Genomic DNA, 19,287 nt, shown 5'->3' with positions numbered 1-19,287 from the left:
GCGGGGTCACAACACCCGCACCGGCAACGGCTTCACGGCCCCCCTGAGGGCGGCGGCCAGCTCCTCGTGCTCCGCCGCCCGCGCGGCCCCCGTACGCATCGCGAGGGCGATGCGCCGGGTCGGCGCCGGGTCCGCGAAGTACCCGGTGAGCAGCTGGTTGCTGCGGCTGGTCTCGACGCGGACGGCGGTGCGCGGGAGCAGCGTCACGCCGAGGCCGCCGGCCACCAGCTGTACGAGGGTGGAGAGTCCGGCGGCCGTCGTGGTCACCGGGGCGTCCGCGCGCCCGGCCTCCCGGCAGATGTCGAGGGCCTGGTCGCGCAGGCAGTGCCCCTCGTCGAGCAGCAGCAGGTTCAGCTCGCGCAGGGCGTCGCGCGGGATGCCCTCGCGCCCGCCGAGCCAGTGGTCGAGCGGCGTGACGAGCACGAAGTCCTCGTCGAACAGGGGCAGTTCGGTGACGCCGGGCACACCGAGCGGCACGGCGAGCAGGAGCAGGTCGAGCCGCCCCGCGCCGAGCCCCTCGATCAGCGAGGACGTCTGCTCCTCGTGCACCTGGAGATCGAGGTCCGGGTACCTCTCGTGGACGAGCCCGATGAGCGTGGGCAGCAGATACGGCGCCACGGTCGGGATCACGCCGAGCCTCAGCGCCCCGGTGAAGGGGGCGCGCACCGCGTCGGCCTCCTCCATCAGCGCCCCGACCTCGTCGAGGACGGCCCTGGCCCGCACCGCGAGGCGCGCGCCCGCCGACGAGAGCAGCACCTTGCGGGTCGTACGCTCGAGCAGGGTGACACCGAGTGTCTCCTCCAGGGCCGAGACCGCGCCGGAGAGCGCGGGCTGGCTCATCCCGATCGCGGCGGCGGCATCCCGGAAGTGCAGATGCTCGGCGACGGCCGCGAAGGCGCGCAGCTGGGCGAGGCTCGGCTGACGGGCGCCACGCTTGGCTGCGGGCTTGGCGCTTGTGGCCACGGCACGCGCCTCCTTGTCCTCTGGCACTGATAGCTAGGTCCGATCAACATGACCCACTCTAGCTATTTCCATAATCAATGCACCCTGTGCCACGATCAACACCAGTCCAACCCCCCAGGAAACTCCCCAAAAGGGAGCTTCTTTGCAGCAAGGAGAGCGCGTGCTCACTGTCGGTGACAAGTTCCCCCAGTTCGATCTGACTGCCTGTGTCTCGCTGGAGAAGGGCTCTGAGTTCCAGCAGATCGACCACAAGACCTACGAGGGCAAGTGGAAGATCGTCTTCGCGTGGCCGCACACGAGCTGAAAACCCTTATGGGTATTCGAACGCTCGTGTGACACTCGCTCCCAGGGGGGCAGCGCGCAGACCGCTGACCAGCAAGGACTACTGCGTCAGCGCAGCGCGCACAGGGGAGCAAGCACATGGTTGTGCTACGGAACATCGTTCAGTCAGAGATGGTCATGCCCATCGGCATGTACCGCCGCGTCTCCATAGACAAGGCCCTCAAGGGTGTTGCCTCCACGTGGCGAGAGGTTCAGGAGCAGGTCAAGGAGCAAGACGAAGCGATCCGCCACTTCGTCGACACCGACCTTGAGATGAAGCGTCGAGGCGCCGTCATCGTCCGCGACTACTGCGACAACGACACCCCAGCCTCAGACCCGCACATCGTTCGGGAAGACTTCGAGAACCTGCTTCGTGATCTTGAGGCGGGCATCATTCACGGCGTCGCCTTCCTGCACGCTGACCGCCTGGCCCGACTGGTTTACGACGCTGCACGCGTCTGCCGCGTGTTCGAGATGAACCCCACCTACATCGGGCGCTCGGTAGAGGGCAGCGTCGATCTCTCGACCGTGGAAGGCCGGGGCATGTTCGTCATGCAGGCCACCATGGGCAACATGGAGATCGGCAACATCAAGCGCCGCACTAAGCGGACCAATGGCCGCATCGCCCGGAAGGGAGCCATGCACAGCGCACCTCGCGCGTTCGGCTGGGGGGACGACAGGAAGACGCTCCACGAAACGGAGGCGCCGTTCCTGCTCGCCAACATCCGTGCGGTACCGGGCGGACTCAAGGTAGGAACCTTCCGCACTCGGCTCGTTGAGTTCGGGTACACCCCTCAGCGCCAGAAGAACTCTCGTGAGGACGGGGTGCGCCAGGTCAACCACTCCGTCGCAGAGGAGATTCTGACGAACCCTCGCAACGCTGGTTTTCGCCTGTACGTCCCCCAAGATGTACGCCGCACCTCGGGCCGTCTGTGGCTGCCGGACTTCATCGTGAACGACGCCAACGGCAACCCCGTGATGGGTGACTGGGAACGCGCCTGCTCGGTGACTGAGTACTGGGCTTGTGTCAACGAGCTCAAGAGGCGCAAGGACGCCCGGAAGGAAGGGACCAACGGGGAGGCTCACGAGACCAGCGTGAAGTACCTGCTCTCAGGTATTGCTCGCTGCGGCAAGTGCCTCACACCCATGTGGTCCAACCCTTACACCCCCGGCACGACCTCGTACGAGAACTGGGGCTATCGCTACGCCTGCCTGACCAGCCAGGGAGGGTGCGGCGGCGTGACTCGGTGCGGACCCCCCATTGATGACCTGGTTGAGGAAGCCTTCCTGAAGGGCACCCGGACCGGACTCGGTGACGCGGTCGAGAAGGCCGCAAGCGAGATCGACGAGACGACCCATGACGCGAGGCTTGCCGAGATCGCCAAGGAGCTTGAGGAGGTGAAGCAGCGCCGCAAGGACAAGCGAATCACAACGTCCGCAGCCCTGGACCTCATTGAGGAGCTTGAGCAGGAGAAGAAGAAGTTGAGCAGCAGGAAGAGCGCACTCTCTCAAGAGAAGAAGAAGAGTGAGCTGCTCTCTCCAGACGCTTTGCGCGACTGGCCGAGCCTTTCTATGGATGAGAAGCGGACCCGTCTAACCCAGACCATCAAGTCTGTCATCATCCACCCGATGGGTAGGGGTAAGTCGTTCGACCCCGCGTTCATTGAGATTGTCTGGCATGAGGTCGCCAAGAGGCAGACCGAATCAGCCTCTGTCTAGAGCGACGAAAGCCCTCCCCCACTCGGGGGAGGGCTTTCCTCTTACTTACCTGGGATCTTGAGGCCCCACATCTTCATCACTTCAGCGCGTCGCCCCTCGTCCCACGTCGGCATCTTGGCCAGTTCGCGGGCCAACCATTCTTCCCTCGTCATGAAACCCACAACTCCAGCACGAGCCGATTCAGCGATCAGTTTCCCGTCAGAAGGGGGCGAGTTCATTGGCATCCCCCAGGATGAAGCGACTTGTCACGTCCTCGTATCCGGGCAACGCGTATACAGCCGTGCTGTCGATGGCGCGCTGGCCGTATCGGACATATACGCCACGAAGACTGTTGCGGACGTTGGCCGCTGTGTAGGCAAGTCTGTGGTCTGACCGATATGCAATGAGGAAGCTCGGAAGCCCTGAAGTCTCACTCACAGTCCATCTCCATATCTTCCAACATCAGACGTCCTCGGCCTCAACGGGGACGTAGTCAACGGGTGTCAGACCCATGACGGCGTTCCAAGTATCGGAAGCCATCGCCTTAGCCAGGTCGAAAGGAACGCCCGATCCCATGGCTTCGCTGAAGACAGTTCCGGAGATCCGGGCTGCTGTGATGGCAAACGCCCCCTGCTTGTGCAGGCGAGTCGCGTTCATCTCGGTCTCGATACCGGAGATCAGATCCTCAAAGGAACCCGCGGCCTCGTTCTCTTCCTGCTCACCCTGCTCGCTCTCACCCATCAAATCCCCCTAGTGCTTGCTTGCTTCAAGTTCGAGTACGCTCCCCCAGGAACGCTCACCGATTTCCGCGTCAGCGGGTATCAAGAGGCCCTGAACGGGGAACGCCATAATCTTGGCTGCTTCTCTCGCCATCTCGGGCGCTTCGTTCTTCGGGAACGAGAAAACAATCTCATCGTGAATAGGAAGTCGCATGTACGGCGTGAATCCGGCTTCGTCGAGCTTCAGCAAAGCCCGAGCCGTGACATCACGGCTGCCACCCTGGATGAAATAGTTCAGAGCGCGGAACCACTTGCCGGCATCGACCGGAAGGCGACGACCGGTAGCCGTCCAAACAAACCCCGTCTTTCGGGCCTCGTCCGCAAGGCGCTTACCGAAGGCACCGACCCCTGGGTATGTCTTGGCGAAGGCGTTAAGTACGGCCCGAGCCGTCTCCTCGTCGACCCCAGCCTGTTCCATAAGGGCGGCCCATCCGCCTCCATAGACAGTCAGGAAGTTCGCCATCTTCCCAATTTTTCGGGGAACCCCAGCGGCATCCGCCGTGATCTGGTGCAGGTCCCTTCCGTTGAGGAAGGCGTCCAACATCGTAGGATCACGGGAGAATGCCGCCAGATAACGCAACTCCATGTTTCCAAAGTCAATGGAGCAACTGACGTGGCCCTCGTCTGCCAAGAACATGTGCCGGACATAGCCATCCCCACTGGGGAATGTCTGTGCCGGGATGCTCCCGGATATTGACATCCTTGACGTTCTGGCCTGGAGCGAATTTATACTTCCGTGCACCCGGTTATCTGGGCCACGACCGTTCAACGCCCGCTCAAACCATGTCTTCCGCCACTTCCCAGCCCTACGCGCCTTGATTACCGCATCGGCTAGCGGGTGCTTCAGCCCAGACAGAACGTCATCATCCATGGCCAATTGGCCGTTGGGATGGTTCTTGCTCGGCTTGGTTCTCTTAGTGAGTTTGAGTCCGAAGGACTCGAACACCTCAATTAGCTGCTGGCTGGAGTTGGGGTTTTCGACACCAAAGGTATTGGCGACGCCCTCCCACTTCTCCTGTTCGTCAGTCAGCTCCCCACACCGTAGTTGGGCATATTCGACGTCAATCAGGTAGCCCGTACGCTCCATTTTGGCTGTCACATGGGCGAGGCGATGCTCCCAGCCGATGAGACCCCGCTCGCGCGAGAGGAAGGGGACGAGACGATAGAGGATCTGAAACAGCCGATAGGCAAGGGCTGGGTCCATACCCGAGTAGAGGAGATAGTCCTCATCAAAGAGCGGGACTTCACTCCATATTCGATCTTTTGTCGTCTTGTGCTTCTTAGCTATGCCCTTCATCGAGCCTTTGACTTCATCTGCGGCCTTCTCGCAGATGTAGTACTTGGTCAGCTCTTCGAGCTTGAGCCCCGGACCCTTTTCTCGGACGGCCCTCGGGTCTACGAGATGCGCGAGAAGGCTGGTATCCCACATCTTTGGAGCAAGCTCCTCCATGGCGATCCCAAGCGTTTGCTCGATCACGTGGAGGTCAAAGGTCCCGTTGTGGGCAACAAGCCATTCCAGGCGCCGCAGGGCCCGCCTGACGGCCTCGGCGAAAGCCGGGCCCAGCTCGACAGGGATTACCCACGTCTCCGCGCCCGTGCCGAACTGAGCCAGCCGGCACCTGAAGCCCTCGGCCCACCACTCAAGCGACGTGGTCTCTGTATCGAACCCAAGGATTCGATGCCGAGAGATGAACTCCTCAAAGGCGCGAAGGTCTCGCTCCGACTCGACTACGTGAATGGCAACCGGATGCCCCTTCAGCCGATAAGCAAGCTGGATCAATGAACCCTCCCCCCTAGAGTTGTTCGAGAAATGCGGTGCCTACGTACTCCGCGTACGCAGGCGGGATGCACTCGCGGATTCCCTCGCGGGACATCCACGGGACACCGAGGTCTTCCTTGGCGCCGTCCACCCCAATGAAGTTCCCGACATAAATCCCCATCTCGTCGGGCTTTCTGCGGCGCCCCATCTTGGTTTGGCGCCTAATGTGTTCCGGGTGATCCGGTTGCTTCAGCTCCCAGCCACCAGGCTCAAAGAGTCGGTGTCTGTAGGTGTCGAGCCCGAAGTAAGCACCGCAGAGAAGCACGGGATCGTGCATCTCCGGTTCGGCCCCCATCACGTTCTCAATCACCCACGGGACGCCTACGGCATTCAGGGCTTCCCGCGTCGGGCCCAAAAGGTCCGGGTGGTCGTTCTGCATGATTCGCTGTGTCTTGCTGTAGAGCTGACACGGCGGTGAGGCATGTATGAAGTCGAATCGGTGCCCGTACGTGAGCAGGAACTGAATCGCTTCGGCCTGTACGAATTGCCACGGATAGCGAGATTGTTGAGCGATGTCGACGCCCACCACCTCAAACCCCGCATCGCGGTACCCCTTACTTGCTCCCCCCTGGCAGCAAAAAAGGTCAAGTAGTTTGTGAATCCCCCCGTACCCCCAACGCGAAATAGAAAAGGGGGCCGAGGAATCCCCGGCCCCCTAGAGGTGCCTCAATAGATCTGGTGGTGGCTCTTAGGAGAAGGAGCCGTCCTTCTGGCGCCAGAGCGGATCGCACTGGGAGCCCTTCGGTGCGGAACAGAACATGGCCGCCCACGCGCCCTTGGCTCCCTGCCCTTCACGCAGGGTTCGGCCGTGTGGACAGGAGTCCCCCCCTGTGGGGGCGCTCTGCTGGGCGTGGACCTTGCCCCCGCTGAATGTCTTGGGCACCGCGTTGCCACCCATTCCGGCGGGGCCCTGGTGCGTCTCGCGCAGCTTCTTCGCGGCCATCGTGGCGAGGTCGATGACGCCCTTGTCCGCGAGGGCCTTCATGAGGTCCACGGCGTTGACTGCGACCTCTTCGGCGTTCTCGCCGTAGACAGTCGGCGTGATCCATTCCGCGTCGTAGCCAGCAGCGGCCTTGAAGGTGAGGCCGATCTTGAACTTGTTCGGGGAAGTCGCGGTGACAGCTTGGGTCATAGGCTTCAGATCCTTCGGGTTGTCGGCTTCCCCCCAGGGAGAGGGGCCGTCGAATGGGTTGGGGAAGCTCAAGGGCAGCTCTCCTTTGTCGGTTGCACGTCGCAGAGGTATCCGCTCTGGCTCTTCCGGCTGCCGCATCCTTGGTGGAGTGCTCGGCAGAGACGCGGCGGATAGCGCTTCTTGAAGCTCTGGCAGTCGGGGCCCTGGACGAAGGTCTGTCGGCCTGTCCCGGTGGGCCTGCTCACGCAGCTGCCTTGCGGAGGTCGCGGTTCATCTGCCGCGCTAGGGCGTCGAGTGCGCGGTTACTCGCCTTGCGCTCGGTGTCGTCTTTCGACGGGAGGCCGTAGATGTAGCGGCGGGTGAGCACGGTTCGTTGGCTCTTGGTCAGTCTGTTGATGGCGGACGAGGCATCGAGGCGGGCAGACACGAGGTTGTCCGTGACCCGGCAGGAGAGGAGGTCATCCTCTCGGCCGAGCATCTGGCCAAGCTCTTCGTCGGAGTAGACGAATGTCGCCAGCGCCAACCGCGCTTCGTCGGGTGTGTAGTAGTAGCGCCCATCCTCAACGTCCCGTGCGTCACGTTCCTTTGAGGCGAACTGTGTTCCCGCCTTCTTACAGAACTGCCAGAGGAAAGTGTCTGTGTAGTTCTGCTCGATGAGTTGTCGACGTTCGTAGGCGTGGAGAAGAATCGATTGCTTAACGTCATCCTTCTCAACCACGCTCCAGGCAGCAGCAATTGAGCGGGCCGACTTGTCTGCGATATCTGCCACGTGAGCCCAGTCGATCTCTGTCATGCGGCATCCCCCTTCCGTGCAAAGCGCCCCCCGGCGCCTCGGATCAACTTTCCGTAGCGCTCGCCTTCGACGACAAACGAACCGTCGCGGCGGATGTCTACGGGGTAGGGGGAAACGTCGTGGTCGCCGACGTAGAGGATGCCGAACCCCGATTGCCAGTTGGCTACGGCACCGGGTCCGAGGTACTGAGCCTTCCGTGGGTCCATCATGTGTCCGACTTCGAAGCCCCATCGCATTCCCCCGAGGTGCGATGCGCCGTGGCGTCGAACGCCTAGCCGATGGGTGTGGCCCATGACCAGATTCGTAGTTGCCTTGCTGGCGTGTGCGTATGCCGTGGTGCCGGCGATGTTGGACAAGCCCTTGATCTCGTGTCCGTGGATCAGCGCCGTATCTGGTCCCACGCTGTGGAAGCTGGGTGTGAGGTCGATCCCGAACCCCGCGAAGTCCAGCAGCTTGGAGAAGTGGAAGTCACCTGCGTACTCCGCGAGTGCAGGCGCCTTGGTGCTCAGGTATGTCCTTGGGCGGAGGTCGTGGTTGCCTTCCAGGATTCCAAAGGGACCGCCATATACAGATCGGATCGGCTCCAGGACCCGGCGCTTGGTTAGCTCAGACTCTCCCCGTACTTGCTGGCTGTATTCAAGCCGAGTGCCCTCGTTCCATCGGCTAGGGGTCTCGTAGTCATTGAGATCGCCAATTTGATACAGCTCGTCAGGCTGGTAGTCCTTGAGGAAGGCGATCAGGTTATTGAGCGCCTTGGGCTCGTGATAAGGGACTTGAAGGTCGGATATGACAACTACGCGTTTCAAATGGTCTCCCCCATGGCCATGGCATAGGAGGTGCCCCACGTCTTGCTTTCGTCCTGGTACTCCTGCATGGCGTTGAGCCGGTCCTTGGCGCTCTTGGAAAGATCCGGCGCGAATTTACTCAACACCTGGTATGCGGGGCGACTCTCGTACTGGGTCAACTGCTCCAGGGGAATACCAAGCTGGTTCAGCACAACGCCGATGGCGCAGCCAGCCGAGACGAGAGAGCCGTCCTCGTCCCTGTGAACGTAGAAGCAGGAACCGATGTCGTCGGTCATGTGCTCGGGCGGCGAATAAACGTAGTCCGGGCGCTTTGCCACCACGTCGCGCAGCGTGGCAAGGACGGTCTCGTCAGTCAGCTTGATCTCAACAGCCGCGGTCACTTCTTCTCCCCGTTCTTGAAACACATCGAATCGTCAATCACGGCGACAGCCTTGCCCCCGCCGTTGCTGGTACTGCGAGTCGTAAAGACTCGATGCCCGAACCCATCGCATTTCTCGGCGAAGTTGGCGAACCCATCGGGCATTGAATGGATTCGGGCTGGGCCGTCGTCCTTGTATTGCACGGGCGCGTCGTTCCACGTCTCGGTGGCAGAGCTGCACGCGGAAAGAAAAAGGGCCGCAGTAGCGGCCCCAATGAACATGATGGTGCGTCTCATGACCTCTCCAGCTTCACAGCCCGATCCGCTCCCTAAGGGCCTCGGGCCCGGAGTTGAGTAGGACTGAATTGGAATCTTGGTGGTCAGTCATCTTGATGACCTTGCCGTTCGGAATGTCGCCTGCGAGTTGATCCATGAAGACAAGGCCTGGCTCGTCCTCTGCGATGAGAAAGACCGTCTCGTAACCCAGGAGGGCAGGGGTCCAGTACTCGCGCCATGTGCCCGTGCCCGGCGCCCCTACTGCGGGGACTCCTGCGACCGCCCAGCTCTGCGTGTCGAATTCGCCTTCAACCACCACCAGGACCTCACTTGGCGTGATCAGAGCGCCTGTGTTGTAGAGGCGCGGCGGGTCCGCAGGGAGGGACATGAACTTGCCGTGTCCCTCGTGCCGTTCCTTCTTTCCTGCCTGGAAGAGGTACGAGCCGTCAGCAGCCTTCACACACCGGTCACTGACGCAGCGGAAGCGGACGGTTGCAACCCCGTCCTCACCGCCGGCAGGGCGGAGGTAGGGAATCGCGAGGTACCCCGCGTACCGCTCATGACCAGGTAGAGCCGAATCGACGTAGCCCAGGCCGAAGGGGTTTGCGACTCCCCCAAGGCCCCGAGCTGCTACGTACGCCTCTCCCGGACTCCCCTGGTAGCTCTGGTGATAGCGCTTGGCTATCGCCACCGAATCGGCTACGTGCAAATTCTTTGGCTTCAGTGAAGCCAATTCTTTCCTCCCTCATGATGACGGCATAGGAGTCCTCCGACAGATTGCATGTGAAGCAAGCCCATCGGTTCTTATCGAGATCCACCGATGCGGATGGGTTTGAGTCCGGATGCGTGGGGAGGGGGCAAGCTGCTTTCACTCGCCCCCTCGTGGCCTCCGTTTTGAACCCGTAGTAGTTACCCAGGACTTCAGCGATTGGCGGTTTCGATGAGCTGACGCTCACCATTGGGACCAACCTTGTAGGTCGTTACCGGGAAGTCGTAGCGTCGCGCCGCGGACACCCACATGTGGTGGTTGCCGCGCCACTGTCGCGTGAAGGACGGGCCAGATCCCGCCTCCGTGGCGGCCATCAGAACTTCAGCCGGAAATCAGGCTGTGGGGTCTTGAAGTAGACGGAGGTCCCGCGCTCTCGATCGAGCTGGTTCATGGGGTGCCCGGGGTCGCTGCCGTAGGTGCGAACGCCAGCAGTACGCAGGGCCTTAGACACACTCTGATAGTGCTTGCGAGCGCTCAGGTCAGGGTCTCCGCCGACGAACGCACCGACAACGGCGAGGACTTCAGCCTCTTCCACGGTGAGTGTCAGTGTGATCGCGGGGACCTTCTTGGTTTCCGTGACGACCTTGTCTAGCGTGGTGCGCTTGGCCTCAGCCATGTGTATTCCTTACCGGTGAAGTGCGGTTGGGTTTGTGGTCGGCTTAGTACGAGTACGGCGACTTGGGCGAACGCAGCCAGCGGGAAGAACCGCTGAGCTGTCGCGAAATGTCCTTGCCGAGGACGGACACCCCAGCCGACTTGAGCGCGTAGTAGATGGCGTCCGAGTGCTTACGCGGGGAGGAGCCTTCACCCGCGATGTTGCCGACGAGCACCATGAGCGCCTCGGCTTCGTCCTTGGCGAGGGTGAGGGTGATGCCCGGTACCCTCTTGGTCTCGGTGACCTGCTTCTCAACCGTGGTGTTCTTGGCGTCAGCCATCGTCATTCCCCTTGTCGAATGTGTATCGCGGTCCCAGGACTTTCCAAGCCGGATAGTCCTCTAGGTATTCGGCGGCCCTCCGCAGTACTTCAGGGCGGTCCCTAGCCCCCCGCGCTAGGAGCTGCCCATTGCAGCGGGCACAGAGAAGGCCGCGAACCGCCTCTGTCGTATGACAGTGGTCCACGGCCAGATTGGTTTTTCTGGTCTCTCGGCAGATTGCGCACCTGCCGCCTTGCGCCTCTAGGAGGCGTTGGTACTCCTCGGACGTCAGTCCGTATGTTGCCTGGATTCGAGCGTTACGCGATGCCTGCCGACGGCTGGCCTTGCGGCAGGAAGAACAGACCTTCCCCCGAGGGGTGTAGAACCTCTCAGCTCTGTTCTTCCCACACTTCGTGCACTCCCGGAATCCCTTGCGGGCTTCGGCCATCAGGTCCCCGTCCTGATGACCTTCTCCAGCTTCTTCATCTCCACGAGTCGGGCGCTGTCGTCCACCATGGCGAAGAGGTTGAACAGCGGGATCGCCGCAGTCAGGCCCCTTGCCTGACAGTTGATAACTGCCGTCTTTACGCCCCCCTTGGCGGCCCCGACGAGTACCCGCGAAAGCTGGTGCAGGTTCAGCCTCTTGGGATCGCTTATTTCAACGACGATGGCGACTCCCCCGGTGTCGACCTCAGAGAGATCGAGATGGGGGAAGCGACTGGCAAGGGCGAACCCAAACTCGCGGTCCGCTTTGAACCCGCCCCGGACGATGCCCTGAACCTCTGTGGCAGTTTCCATTTTGAAGCTACGCCTTCCTCGCACAGGGAGCAACTAATTAAGTCGAAAGAAATTCGGGAAGCTCTTCATCAAGCTCCTCCAATCGCAAGTTGCTGCGATTGAGTCGGAAACTCGCGAAGGTCCCGCCGCTTGAGTCCTCGAATCCTTCCCTGTTCTTCACGGGGCTGAAGTTGAGCACTCGGGAATTCATCCCGTCAACCTGCTTGTGCGCCGTGAGAATGAGAGAGGGAACACGGTGCACCTTCCCCTTGACTCCAGACAATGGAATAGGCTTCAGGCCGTCCGAGTGTTCGCCTGTCACATGGTGCAGTCCGAGCACATGAGCAGTCGTCGCCCTTGCCATGTCGTCCAGGTATTCACACAGCCCCTCAAGGCCGAACGTGAAACTCTCGGCGTCCCCCACAACTCCGGTGTCGACGTTGGTTATGTTGTCGACCACGAGGAGATGCGGCGTACACCCGTATACCTCCAGATAGCACAGAAGGTGTATTTCGATCTCCTGCTGAGTCGGGCGGGCGGAGAAATTAAACCGAGTCCACCACCGCTTGCCCAAGGCCGCTTCATACCCGGAGAAGTCCCCCTCGGTCAATGCATGCTTGACCGCCTTGGAGTCGTCCCCGGTAATCATGGCCGTAGCCCTGGAGACCTGCGTTGCGGAACTTGAGTCAGCAGAGAAGTACAGGACTGGAACGTTAGCCGTCATCGCCAGGAACAGCGCGAAGATACTTTTGCCAGTGCCGGGCCCCGCAACGACAAGGGATAGCTCCGAGCGCCGGAACTCAACCTCCAGTCGACGCAGGGACTTGAACGCGTGCGGGATCGGCTCGCCAGCGGCGCCGCGGATTCCTACAGACTGCACGAGAGAAAACAATGACTCACCTACCTTTCCGAGCGCACCCGCACAGGGGGCAACTTATTGACGGTAAAAAAAGCCCCACCGGGGGCGCGTTCTGCTAGCGGCAGCATATGCCAGGGTGACTCACGGATCAATGCTCATTTTCATCCGCGCCGGGAAGAGCAGGCATAGGCAACATCGCAGAACCTACAGAGGAATCCTGGCTTCGCGGGGAAGTCCCCTGCCTTGATGCTCTGGTCCACAGCAATGAACTCGGCAGCAACGTCCTCCTCCGTCACCTCTGCGAGGTCGACGGGGCGGGAGAGACCGCCCGTCTTAGCCATGTACCAGTCAGCAGAGTTCACCTCCACCCCCAAAACCTTCCGCGCGAGAACGCCGTAGGTCTGGAGCTGGAACTTTGATTTGGTGCTTCCCGTCTTGAGATCCCGCACTCTGACCGAGCCGTCCGGCTCGCCAAGGAGCTGGTCCACGTACCCCTGAACCTGAACCCCCCCGAGGTCAGCGGTCAAGTGCCTTTCGATGCCAGCCTTGCCCGTTGCCTCGTCCCGCCAGATGGAGGGCTGGTGGTGCTCGGCCCACCGCACGTAGGCGCGGGTCTGCTCCATGCCCAGGACGTACCGGGCCTCGATGTCCGACTGGCCATCGGGGCCGGCAGTCATCCAGCGGTCTAGGTTCGACTCCTTCGCCAGGCTCATGTTGGTGAGTCTCGCGTAGTCGTCGTGGAACAGATCCGCTGTCTGATCTGCGGTGAGTCTCCGTCCACCTTCTTCGTAGGTCTCAATCGCAGCGTGAAACGCGGTGCCCTGATGAGACCAGGCAGCGGGGCGGGGCGCTACGCGCTCAATGCGCTGTAGCTTGAACTGTGCGGGGCATTTCTTGTACTGCTCGACCTGACTTACGGAACGGGTCATAGTCGCCACGGTCGCGAAGCGGTCCGGGTCCATAGTCCTCCTCGGGGTAGGTGAATCCCGGGTGCACAACGTGCACTCTGAACATGCTGCTCAGTGGGAACCACCGGTGAGGGTGACTGTAGGAATCCGTCTCGACAACTCGTTTTCTCCAGGGCCCCATCAGGTCGAGGTCGAGCCTCCGTAGGGCCGCAAAGTCCTCGTCAAACATGGCGTCTGATTCCGTCACGAGGTAGTACGCCCCTGCGCTGTCAGTCGCTACACGGAGAATGCGCAGCCCATCGGACATGTACGTCTCGGCGCGACACAGAACCCTGGCCCTGGCCAGAGCTACCCGAAAGCCCTCCCTCGACTGCCGCTGTGTCGCGGCAACGCCCCCAACAACCCCGCCCCTGCTCACGCTGCCCCCCAGGCACCGAATCGGATGGGCCTTACACCCAGTCCGCCATGTATCAACCCCTCAAGCGGGACAAGGGCCCGCTAGTACTGCTCAGCCCCAGGACGTATCCATAGGCGCAGCCAAGTCGCCGGGCCCATCGCTGCCCGGCTGCGGCGCCTCGATAACCACTGCTCCCGTGGTGACTCCAGCCCCCCAGTTCGGATCACGGGCTTCGTCGGGCAAGCTCCCCAGCAGGCCCAGCGCGAGCGCCCCGAAGGCCGCAGCACTCACGGCCCTTCCCAGCCACTTCCGGATCGTGCGCTTGCGGTCCATCATCATCAACCCCTTTTTTCAGTCCTCAATCTGACACCCCGTGAGGGGATCGGAACCCAGCACTCCACCGCGAGCGTCCCCACCCCCGAGGGCTGCCAGCCCACCGGGCTGACGCGTTTCGACTGTACCCCTACGCTCGTACGGGTGTGCGATTCAGTTCGTCACCGTCTGTGAGTCGGTGATCCGGCTCCGTGGTACAGATCAAGACATGCGGCATACCCCAGAGGCAAACGATCAGGGGTGCGCATGTGTTTGATAGAGAGATGTTGGGGTGGCAAAAGTGAATGAAACGGGATCTTCAGGCGCGCACAAGGATTGGCACCTGTCCTACAACGCTCTGGCGCTTACGCGTAGGGCGTTCCACGGGCACCCTCTGACGGGCGACGAACCTGGAGCGGATGAGCTGATCGAACTCGGCATCGTCGTGTACGAGCCGTGGAACCGCCGCTACGCGGCCGTGGACCTCCAACGACTCCAGCGACGCGTTCACGCGGAGCAGAGAGCGCGGATCTCTGACCTGCTGCACGAGCAGACGACGGCTGACCACTTCTTCGAAGGCATGGCACGCCTGGAGAAGGAGAAGGTCTCAGGAATCCAGTACGCAGCGGACTTCGGGGAGGCGCAAGCCGCCTTGCAGTCCGCTCTAGCAGGGGCAACGTCTCTCATCCGGACAGCGCACCCAATAACCCGCCCTGCGGAGTCGCTCAAGGTCTCCCTGAGCATCGACTTGCCGCGCCTTGAGCGCGGCGTTGGCCTCAAGACCATCTACCCGGACAGCGCCAGGGCCCGCGGGCCTGAGCGCGACTACGCGAAGACAGTCAGCGAGCACGGGGCTGAAGTGCGGACCATTGCCGGGAGCTTCATACGGTGCATCATCATTGACGAGCTGCTCGCGGTCGTCTCCGACTACCGCACGGTGCCGGCGCCACGTGACACGGGTTGGCTGATCACGCACCCCGGCATCTTGGCCTTCGTCACTCAAGTCTTTGAGACTCAGTGGGAGATGGCAGCCCCGTGGATGGGGGACCGTGCTCGGTCCGTAGACGGTGGCACCATCACCAATACGCGGACGCGTGAAATTTTGCGCCGCTTCTCGCGCGGCGAGACCATCAAGCAGATGGCGTCTGGCATGGGTCTCAGCGTCGCAACGATCAACTCGGAGATTTCCAACCTCTACGAACAGACGGGCACCAGCAGCCAGTTTGCTTTGGGAGCTTGGTGGGCTAGTTCGGACGAAAGAAAGCTCACTCCGTAGCGTTCGACTCAGGCGCGGGTTCCGCCGCCTCGGTGCACAGTTCCGATCTCCGAAAGAGGTTTACCCGCTTGTCCTTCTTTGCGCTTTCTGGCCAGCGGAGAATAAGGTCTCCGTCCTGCTCTGGCGCATAGGTGGCCCAACGAAGACCCTCGGTGCTATCCAGTTCCAGGATTTCACCGGCTTGCACGTGGTTGACGAACGTCTTCAGCGCGCGCTCGGCCCTGGGGGAAACTTCGGCACCAAGTTGATCACGCACGTAGGCTCTGAGCCCAATGTATGTAACCGAATCCTTGAGCTTTGACCTATTGGGGACCTGGGAAAGATCCCAAGGCAGGACCACCGACACATCACGTCGGATCGCTTGAACAAACAGCCCCATTGTATTGAAACGCTTAGTGACGGCCTGCCGGGAAACGCCATACTCATCGCCGATTTGCTGATGGGTCAACCCCGCAGCTTCGAGCTTCAGCAGCTCTTTATCACTAGGGAGGATTGAAGGTCTCCCGCGATGATTGGTCATTCGTTATCCCTTATCGGCTTGGCATCACTAGACAGCAACCCTCCACCAGCTAGGCGCGCAGAGTGTACGTACCCTATCGGCCCACTGTCGTCCACCAGGGCATTCCAACGTTGCTGTGATCCACGTCACACCATGAGTGAAGTTTGTCCGAACCGGACCAACAGGACACGTACATACCTAGTGAGAGTTCAGGAAAACCGAGACGGTTTACAAGTAGCTCAACTACTACCGTAAGTAACGCATCCGCCCTTACTAATTAGGGCGGAGCCAGTCCGCTTACGGCTTCTCCAGCACCCTACGTCCCCCTCTGTTGAGTCTCCCTGCTGGCCACGGCCCAGGTAGAGAGCCAGGCGGGGAAGGTGGCCCCGGCGCCAGACTAGAAGCCGCCGGGGCCACTACCAACCCATCCCGCCCTAACGAGTGGTCAAGCCTTGACGGGGGATTCGAACTGACGAGCGAATAGAGGTGTTGTTCATGCCCAGAGCAGCGAGCATCTGCCTCGTAGGTGGTTGCCCCAAGCGAACAATCCGCTCTGGCCGCTGCGTTGACCACGCGCCGCCTGAACGTGCCTGGGTACGTACCAGCGCAAGGAACCAGTTCCGCGACGCTGCCCGACGCATCTGGGACCGCCACGTACGCCCGCGGGCTCTGGCCCGAGACGGCTTCACCTGTGTCCGCTGCGGAGGGCGTGAAGGGCTGGAGGTCGACCACGTAATCCCTGTCGCCCAAGGCGGTACCTGGACCCTGGGAAATGCTCAGACACTCTGCCGTCAGTGCCACAGAGAGAAGACCGCCAAGGAGCGGCGGAAACAGTAACGGCCCTTAGCTCAGTCACGGGAGAGCACCGGAGTGAAATCCCGGGCGCGGTGGTTCAAGTCCACCAGGGCCGACTAGGAGTGATTGACGGTACTACTCCTACTCAAAACTATCTCCGTCCGTAGTTTTCGGATCTACGTTGTGAAAACCGATTCACCGTGGGGTAGCTCCCCTTAGCCCAAAACTCCCCCTGATCAGGGGACGGAGGGCTAGCGCGTTTCGTCTAGAGGCTCAGGACGCCTCCTTTCCGGAGGTGACACGGGTTCGAATCCCGTAACGCGCCTCAATGACACGTAGCTCAATGGCAGAGCAGGGGACTGTTAATCCTCAGGTTGCTGGTTCGAGTCCAGCCGTGCCAGCAGACCCGAAAATAGCGCCCTGACCGGCGCAACGATAGGGCCAGGGGAAAGCTCACGGAGAGCCCTGCCCGAGTACCTAGGGCTAGTCACCCGAGGGAAACGGCGGCGGGCCGGTTCAAGTCCGGTACCCCGTCCCCTAGTTGTAGCTCAGCGGCAGAGCACTCGGTTTGGGACCGAGTACGCGCGGGTTCGAGTCCCGCCAACTGGACCACCACCAGGCCCCCAGAGAGGGGCCTTCTTTATTGCTACCGCACCAGGAGTGATGCACCAATGCACGAGGGCCAGGACGAGCCCGACGGCCCTCGACTGAGGGCCTCTGACCAGCCCTCTAGGGCACAGCGAAAGCGCAGTTGGCGCCAACACGCCCTCTTCGAGATTGAGGACCTGGCGGACCTGGCGGACCTCGACCTCTCGGGGGTGCGGCTCCCATGACACGAGGGCCTGCACCCAAGGAGAACGCCCAGCGTCGGAACGCTCACCCCAACGCACAGACGTTGCCGGCTGACACCCAGAAGGGTCGCGAGCTGCCCAAGGGGCTAGGCATCAACACCCCAGGTGCCAAGAGGTTTTGGCGCACTTGGAGCACTGCTCCCCAGACAGCTGCATGGACTGAGACCGACTGGGCCGAACTGGAGCTAACGACGAAGTTGGTCGACGGCTTGTTTCTCGGTGACCTCAAGTTGGCCGGAGAAATCCGGCAGAGGGTTGCTAAGTGGGGCGCCACGGTCGAGGACCGCGCACGACTCCGAATGACCTTTCAGAAGCCCGGTGAGGACGAGCCCGCGGCCACTCCTGAAGCGCCTGAAGAGATGGACATGGATGAGGAGCTTTACAAGCTGCTGAACGGCGGCTCCTAGATAGGTGGTGACCCTTGCAGACAGGCAATTTGCCCGCAGGGGTCCCAAAGCCCACCGAGACGCTGGGCTACCAGATCATTCGATGGGCTCAGAAGTTCATTGTCCAGCCAGACGGCGACAGGGCAGGCGAGCCCTGGCAGTTCACTCCCGAGCAACTGCGCTTTGTGTTGTGGTTCTACGCCATAAAACCGGATGGCACATGGAAATACAGCGCGGCAACGCTGCGGCGGGCAAAGGGGTGGGGCAAGACACCGCTCCTCGCCGCCCTCGCGATCACTGAGTTCTTGGGCCCCTGCCGGTTCAGTCATTTCGACGCCTTCGGCTTGCCCGTAGGAAAGTCCGTCCCGCTGCCCGTCGTTCAAGTCGGCGCCACTGCGCTTGATCAGACGGAACAGACAATGGACATGATCCGAGGCATGCTTTCCGAGTCCCCAGCCGAAGCGGTATACGGGCTGGACATCGGAAAGATGGTCGTTCAGTTCAAGTCTGGAAAGCCCGGAAGCATCAAGCCAAAGGCCACTGCGGGCCGCACAAATGAAGGCAACCGGCCATCGTTTTGCCTGATGGACGAATGCCACCATTGGGTGGGCTCGAATGGGGGCCCAGAATTCTTCCAGACCTTGAAGCGAAATGTCGAAAAGAGCACCCTTATGGGCGCTCGGTGGGTTTCCACGACGAATGCTTACAACCCCAATGAGGATTCAGTTGCTCAGATCATCCACGAGAGTGAGATGGTCTCGCGGGGCTATTGGCTGTACGACTGCCTAGAGGGCCCTATTGCACTCGAAGACATCCGAGATGCCGCAGCCGTGCGAGCAGCCCTCACGGCGGCTTACGGGGACGCGACTTGGGCTGACATCGACGGCCTGACGCGGACGATCCTCTACGACCGCACTACTCCTGACAGCACGTATTTCCGCTTCTTTTTCAACCAAATCGCTGAGTCCTCTGACGGCTGGATGAGTAAGTCCGAGTGGGACGCCTGCTCTGAAGAAGACGACCCGATCATGCCCGGCGATCAGATAGCAATTGGCTTTGACGGCTCGATCCGGGGAGACGCAACGGGCCTTGTCGGCGTCCGCCTTCGTGACGCCAAGCTCTTTGTCCTCGGCGTCTGGGAGCGCCCAGAGAACGCGCATGATGACTGGGAAGTCGATGTTCTTTCCGTTGAGGCTGCGGTTGCTCGCGCCTTCAAGGAGTACCGGGTTGAGTGGCTGTACGCCGATCCGCCGTACTGGCAAGAGAACATCGGCCGTTGGGCCATTGAGCACGGTGAGGATTACGTCTTTGAGTTCTGGACCAATAAACCAACCAGAATGACTCAAGCCGTGGAACGGTTCCGCACTGCCGCGATGGTCAACGACCTCAAGCACGACGGAGACCCCCGGCTTACTCGCCACGTACTTAATTCCGTGACTCGGGAAGTCCCTCAAGGGCTTCTTATTCAGAAGGACTCTCCGCGCTCTAAGCGCAAGATCGACCTAGCCGTATGCGCCGTACTCGCCTTGGAGGCACGCGCCGATGCCATCGCTGATGGACGTCTCAAGATTCGCAGGAGCCGCGTAGTGGGCTTCTAAG

The 19,287-nt window shown here is 61.3% G+C and carries 22 protein-coding genes, 4 tRNA genes and 2 pseudogenes; 10 read left to right on the top strand and 18 right to left on the bottom strand.

Going from position 1 to position 19,287, the window contains the following annotated elements:
* Window positions 1–6 precede the first annotated feature (6 nt).
* Window positions 7–963 carry a LysR substrate-binding domain-containing protein gene (locus ABZ833_RS35305; protein ID WP_361055669.1) on the bottom strand — a complete coding sequence of 319 codons (957 nt, stop codon included), beginning with the start codon at window positions 961–963 and terminating at the stop codon, window positions 7–9.
* Between the two features lie 160 nt (window positions 964–1,123).
* On the opposite strand from ABZ833_RS35305, the pseudogene ABZ833_RS35300 reads away from it, so the two are divergent.
* Both ABZ833_RS35300 and ABZ833_RS35295 read left to right on the top strand, forming a co-directional pair.
* Window positions 1,124–1,255: pseudogene (locus tag ABZ833_RS35300) on the top strand (peroxiredoxin); the annotation flags it as partial.
* 128 nt (window positions 1,256–1,383) lie between these two features.
* Window positions 1,384–3,003, top strand: coding sequence for a recombinase family protein (locus ABZ833_RS35295; protein ID WP_361055666.1), 1,620 nt, complete (start codon window positions 1,384–1,386; stop codon window positions 3,001–3,003).
* A 441-nt stretch (window positions 3,004–3,444) separates the two neighbouring features.
* Here ABZ833_RS35295 and ABZ833_RS35290 read toward each other — a convergent pair whose 3' ends face one another.
* The 16 genes and pseudogenes from ABZ833_RS35290 to ABZ833_RS35215 all read right to left on the bottom strand — a co-directional run bounded on the left by ABZ833_RS35290 (window position 3,445) and on the right by ABZ833_RS35215 (window position 13,226).
* Complete coding sequence (locus tag ABZ833_RS35290) at window positions 3,445–3,723, bottom strand: hypothetical protein (protein WP_361055663.1); 279 nt, start codon at window positions 3,721–3,723, stop codon at window positions 3,445–3,447.
* Window positions 3,724–3,732: 9 nt separating this feature from the next.
* Window positions 3,733–5,541, bottom strand: coding sequence for a DNA polymerase (locus tag ABZ833_RS35285; RefSeq protein WP_361055660.1), 1,809 nt, complete (start codon window positions 5,539–5,541; stop codon window positions 3,733–3,735).
* A 13-nt stretch (window positions 5,542–5,554) separates the two neighbouring features.
* On the bottom strand, window positions 5,555–6,106 hold the full coding sequence (locus tag ABZ833_RS35280; RefSeq protein WP_361055657.1) for an SAM-dependent methyltransferase: 552 nt from the start codon (window positions 6,104–6,106) through the stop codon (window positions 5,555–5,557).
* 162 nt (window positions 6,107–6,268) lie between these two features.
* Window positions 6,269–6,712, bottom strand: coding sequence for a hypothetical protein (locus tag ABZ833_RS35275; protein ID WP_361055654.1), 444 nt, complete (start codon window positions 6,710–6,712; stop codon window positions 6,269–6,271).
* A 241-nt stretch (window positions 6,713–6,953) separates the two neighbouring features.
* The gene (locus ABZ833_RS35270) at window positions 6,954–7,505 is read right to left on the bottom strand and encodes a hypothetical protein (protein ID WP_361055651.1); all 552 of its coding nucleotides are present in this window, start codon (window positions 7,503–7,505) and stop codon (window positions 6,954–6,956) included.
* Window positions 7,502–8,311 (bottom strand): metallophosphoesterase, encoded by an 810-nt coding sequence (locus ABZ833_RS35265; protein ID WP_361055648.1) that lies wholly within the window; start codon window positions 8,309–8,311, stop codon window positions 7,502–7,504. Before ABZ833_RS35265 ends, ABZ833_RS35270 begins: the two co-directional genes overlap by 4 nt.
* Window positions 8,308–8,691: a hypothetical protein gene (locus ABZ833_RS35260; RefSeq protein ID WP_361055645.1), complete on the bottom strand. Its 384-nt coding sequence runs from the start codon at window positions 8,689–8,691 to the stop codon at window positions 8,308–8,310. The genes ABZ833_RS35265 and ABZ833_RS35260 overlap by 4 nt, the downstream gene beginning before the upstream one ends.
* On the bottom strand, window positions 8,688–8,966 hold the full coding sequence (locus ABZ833_RS35255) for a hypothetical protein (protein ID WP_361055642.1): 279 nt from the start codon (window positions 8,964–8,966) through the stop codon (window positions 8,688–8,690). The genes ABZ833_RS35260 and ABZ833_RS35255 overlap by 4 nt, the downstream gene beginning before the upstream one ends.
* Window positions 8,967–8,979: 13 nt before the next feature.
* Window positions 8,980–9,678 (bottom strand): topoisomerase, encoded by a 699-nt coding sequence (locus tag ABZ833_RS35250; RefSeq protein ID WP_361055639.1) that lies wholly within the window; start codon window positions 9,676–9,678, stop codon window positions 8,980–8,982.
* 16 nt (window positions 9,679–9,694) lie between these two features.
* Window positions 9,695–9,904: pseudogene (locus ABZ833_RS35245) on the bottom strand (CHC2 zinc finger domain-containing protein); the annotation flags it as partial.
* A gap of 123 nt (window positions 9,905–10,027) precedes the next feature.
* Window positions 10,028–10,330 (bottom strand): hypothetical protein, encoded by a 303-nt coding sequence (locus ABZ833_RS35240; protein WP_361055636.1) that lies wholly within the window; start codon window positions 10,328–10,330, stop codon window positions 10,028–10,030.
* Window positions 10,331–10,373: 43 nt separating this feature from the next.
* Entirely contained in the window at window positions 10,374–10,649 is a 276-nt protein-coding gene (locus tag ABZ833_RS35235) for a hypothetical protein (protein WP_361055633.1), read from the bottom strand.
* Window positions 10,642–11,076, bottom strand: coding sequence for an endonuclease VII domain-containing protein (locus tag ABZ833_RS35230; RefSeq protein WP_361055630.1), 435 nt, complete (start codon window positions 11,074–11,076; stop codon window positions 10,642–10,644). Before ABZ833_RS35230 ends, ABZ833_RS35235 begins: the two co-directional genes overlap by 8 nt.
* On the bottom strand, window positions 11,076–11,426 hold the full coding sequence (locus ABZ833_RS35225; RefSeq protein ID WP_361055627.1) for a hypothetical protein: 351 nt from the start codon (window positions 11,424–11,426) through the stop codon (window positions 11,076–11,078). The genes ABZ833_RS35230 and ABZ833_RS35225 overlap by 1 nt, the downstream gene beginning before the upstream one ends.
* A gap of 37 nt (window positions 11,427–11,463) precedes the next feature.
* Entirely contained in the window at window positions 11,464–12,297 is an 834-nt protein-coding gene (locus ABZ833_RS35220; protein ID WP_361055624.1) for an AAA family ATPase, read from the bottom strand.
* Between the two features lie 128 nt (window positions 12,298–12,425).
* The gene (locus tag ABZ833_RS35215; RefSeq protein ID WP_361055621.1) at window positions 12,426–13,226 is read right to left on the bottom strand and encodes a PD-(D/E)XK nuclease family protein; all 801 of its coding nucleotides are present in this window, start codon (window positions 13,224–13,226) and stop codon (window positions 12,426–12,428) included.
* A gap of 947 nt (window positions 13,227–14,173) precedes the next feature.
* On the opposite strand from ABZ833_RS35215, the gene ABZ833_RS35210 reads away from it, so the two are divergent.
* Window positions 14,174–15,157, top strand: coding sequence for a hypothetical protein (locus ABZ833_RS35210; protein WP_361055618.1), 984 nt, complete (start codon window positions 14,174–14,176; stop codon window positions 15,155–15,157).
* On the opposite strand, the gene ABZ833_RS35205 is transcribed toward ABZ833_RS35210, so the two are convergent.
* On the bottom strand, window positions 15,147–15,677 hold the full coding sequence (locus ABZ833_RS35205; RefSeq protein ID WP_361055615.1) for a hypothetical protein: 531 nt from the start codon (window positions 15,675–15,677) through the stop codon (window positions 15,147–15,149). The genes ABZ833_RS35210 and ABZ833_RS35205 overlap by 11 nt on opposite strands.
* Before the next feature lie 474 nt (window positions 15,678–16,151).
* On the opposite strand from ABZ833_RS35205, the gene ABZ833_RS35200 reads away from it, so the two are divergent.
* The 7 genes from ABZ833_RS35200 to ABZ833_RS35170 all read left to right on the top strand — a co-directional run bounded on the left by ABZ833_RS35200 (window position 16,152) and on the right by ABZ833_RS35170 (window position 19,286).
* Window positions 16,152–16,493: an HNH endonuclease signature motif containing protein gene (locus ABZ833_RS35200; protein ID WP_361055612.1), complete on the top strand. Its 342-nt coding sequence runs from the start codon at window positions 16,152–16,154 to the stop codon at window positions 16,491–16,493.
* Window positions 16,494–16,567 (top strand) — tRNA-Phe (locus ABZ833_RS35195). It begins immediately after the preceding gene.
* A 138-nt stretch (window positions 16,568–16,705) separates the two neighbouring features.
* A tRNA-Glu gene (locus tag ABZ833_RS35190) sits at window positions 16,706–16,776 on the top strand.
* Window positions 16,777–16,780: 4 nt separating this feature from the next.
* Window positions 16,781–16,852: transfer RNA gene (locus tag ABZ833_RS35185), tRNA-Asn, on the top strand.
* Window positions 16,853–16,988: 136 nt separating this feature from the next.
* Window positions 16,989–17,063 (top strand) — tRNA-Pro (locus ABZ833_RS35180).
* Between the two features lie 283 nt (window positions 17,064–17,346).
* On the top strand, window positions 17,347–17,709 hold the full coding sequence (locus tag ABZ833_RS35175) for a hypothetical protein (protein WP_361055609.1): 363 nt from the start codon (window positions 17,347–17,349) through the stop codon (window positions 17,707–17,709).
* 14 nt (window positions 17,710–17,723) lie between these two features.
* The gene (locus ABZ833_RS35170; RefSeq protein WP_361055606.1) at window positions 17,724–19,286 is read left to right on the top strand and encodes a hypothetical protein; all 1,563 of its coding nucleotides are present in this window, start codon (window positions 17,724–17,726) and stop codon (window positions 19,284–19,286) included.
* Window position 19,287 lies beyond the last annotated feature (1 nt).

The organism is Streptomyces sp. NPDC047525, from assembly GCF_040643025.1.
Taxonomy (GTDB): Bacteria; Actinomycetota; Actinomycetes; order Streptomycetales; family Streptomycetaceae; genus Streptomyces; species Streptomyces durmitorensis.
Note: the sequence above shows the minus strand (reverse complement) of the source record. Positions and strands in the feature narration are given on the sequence as shown.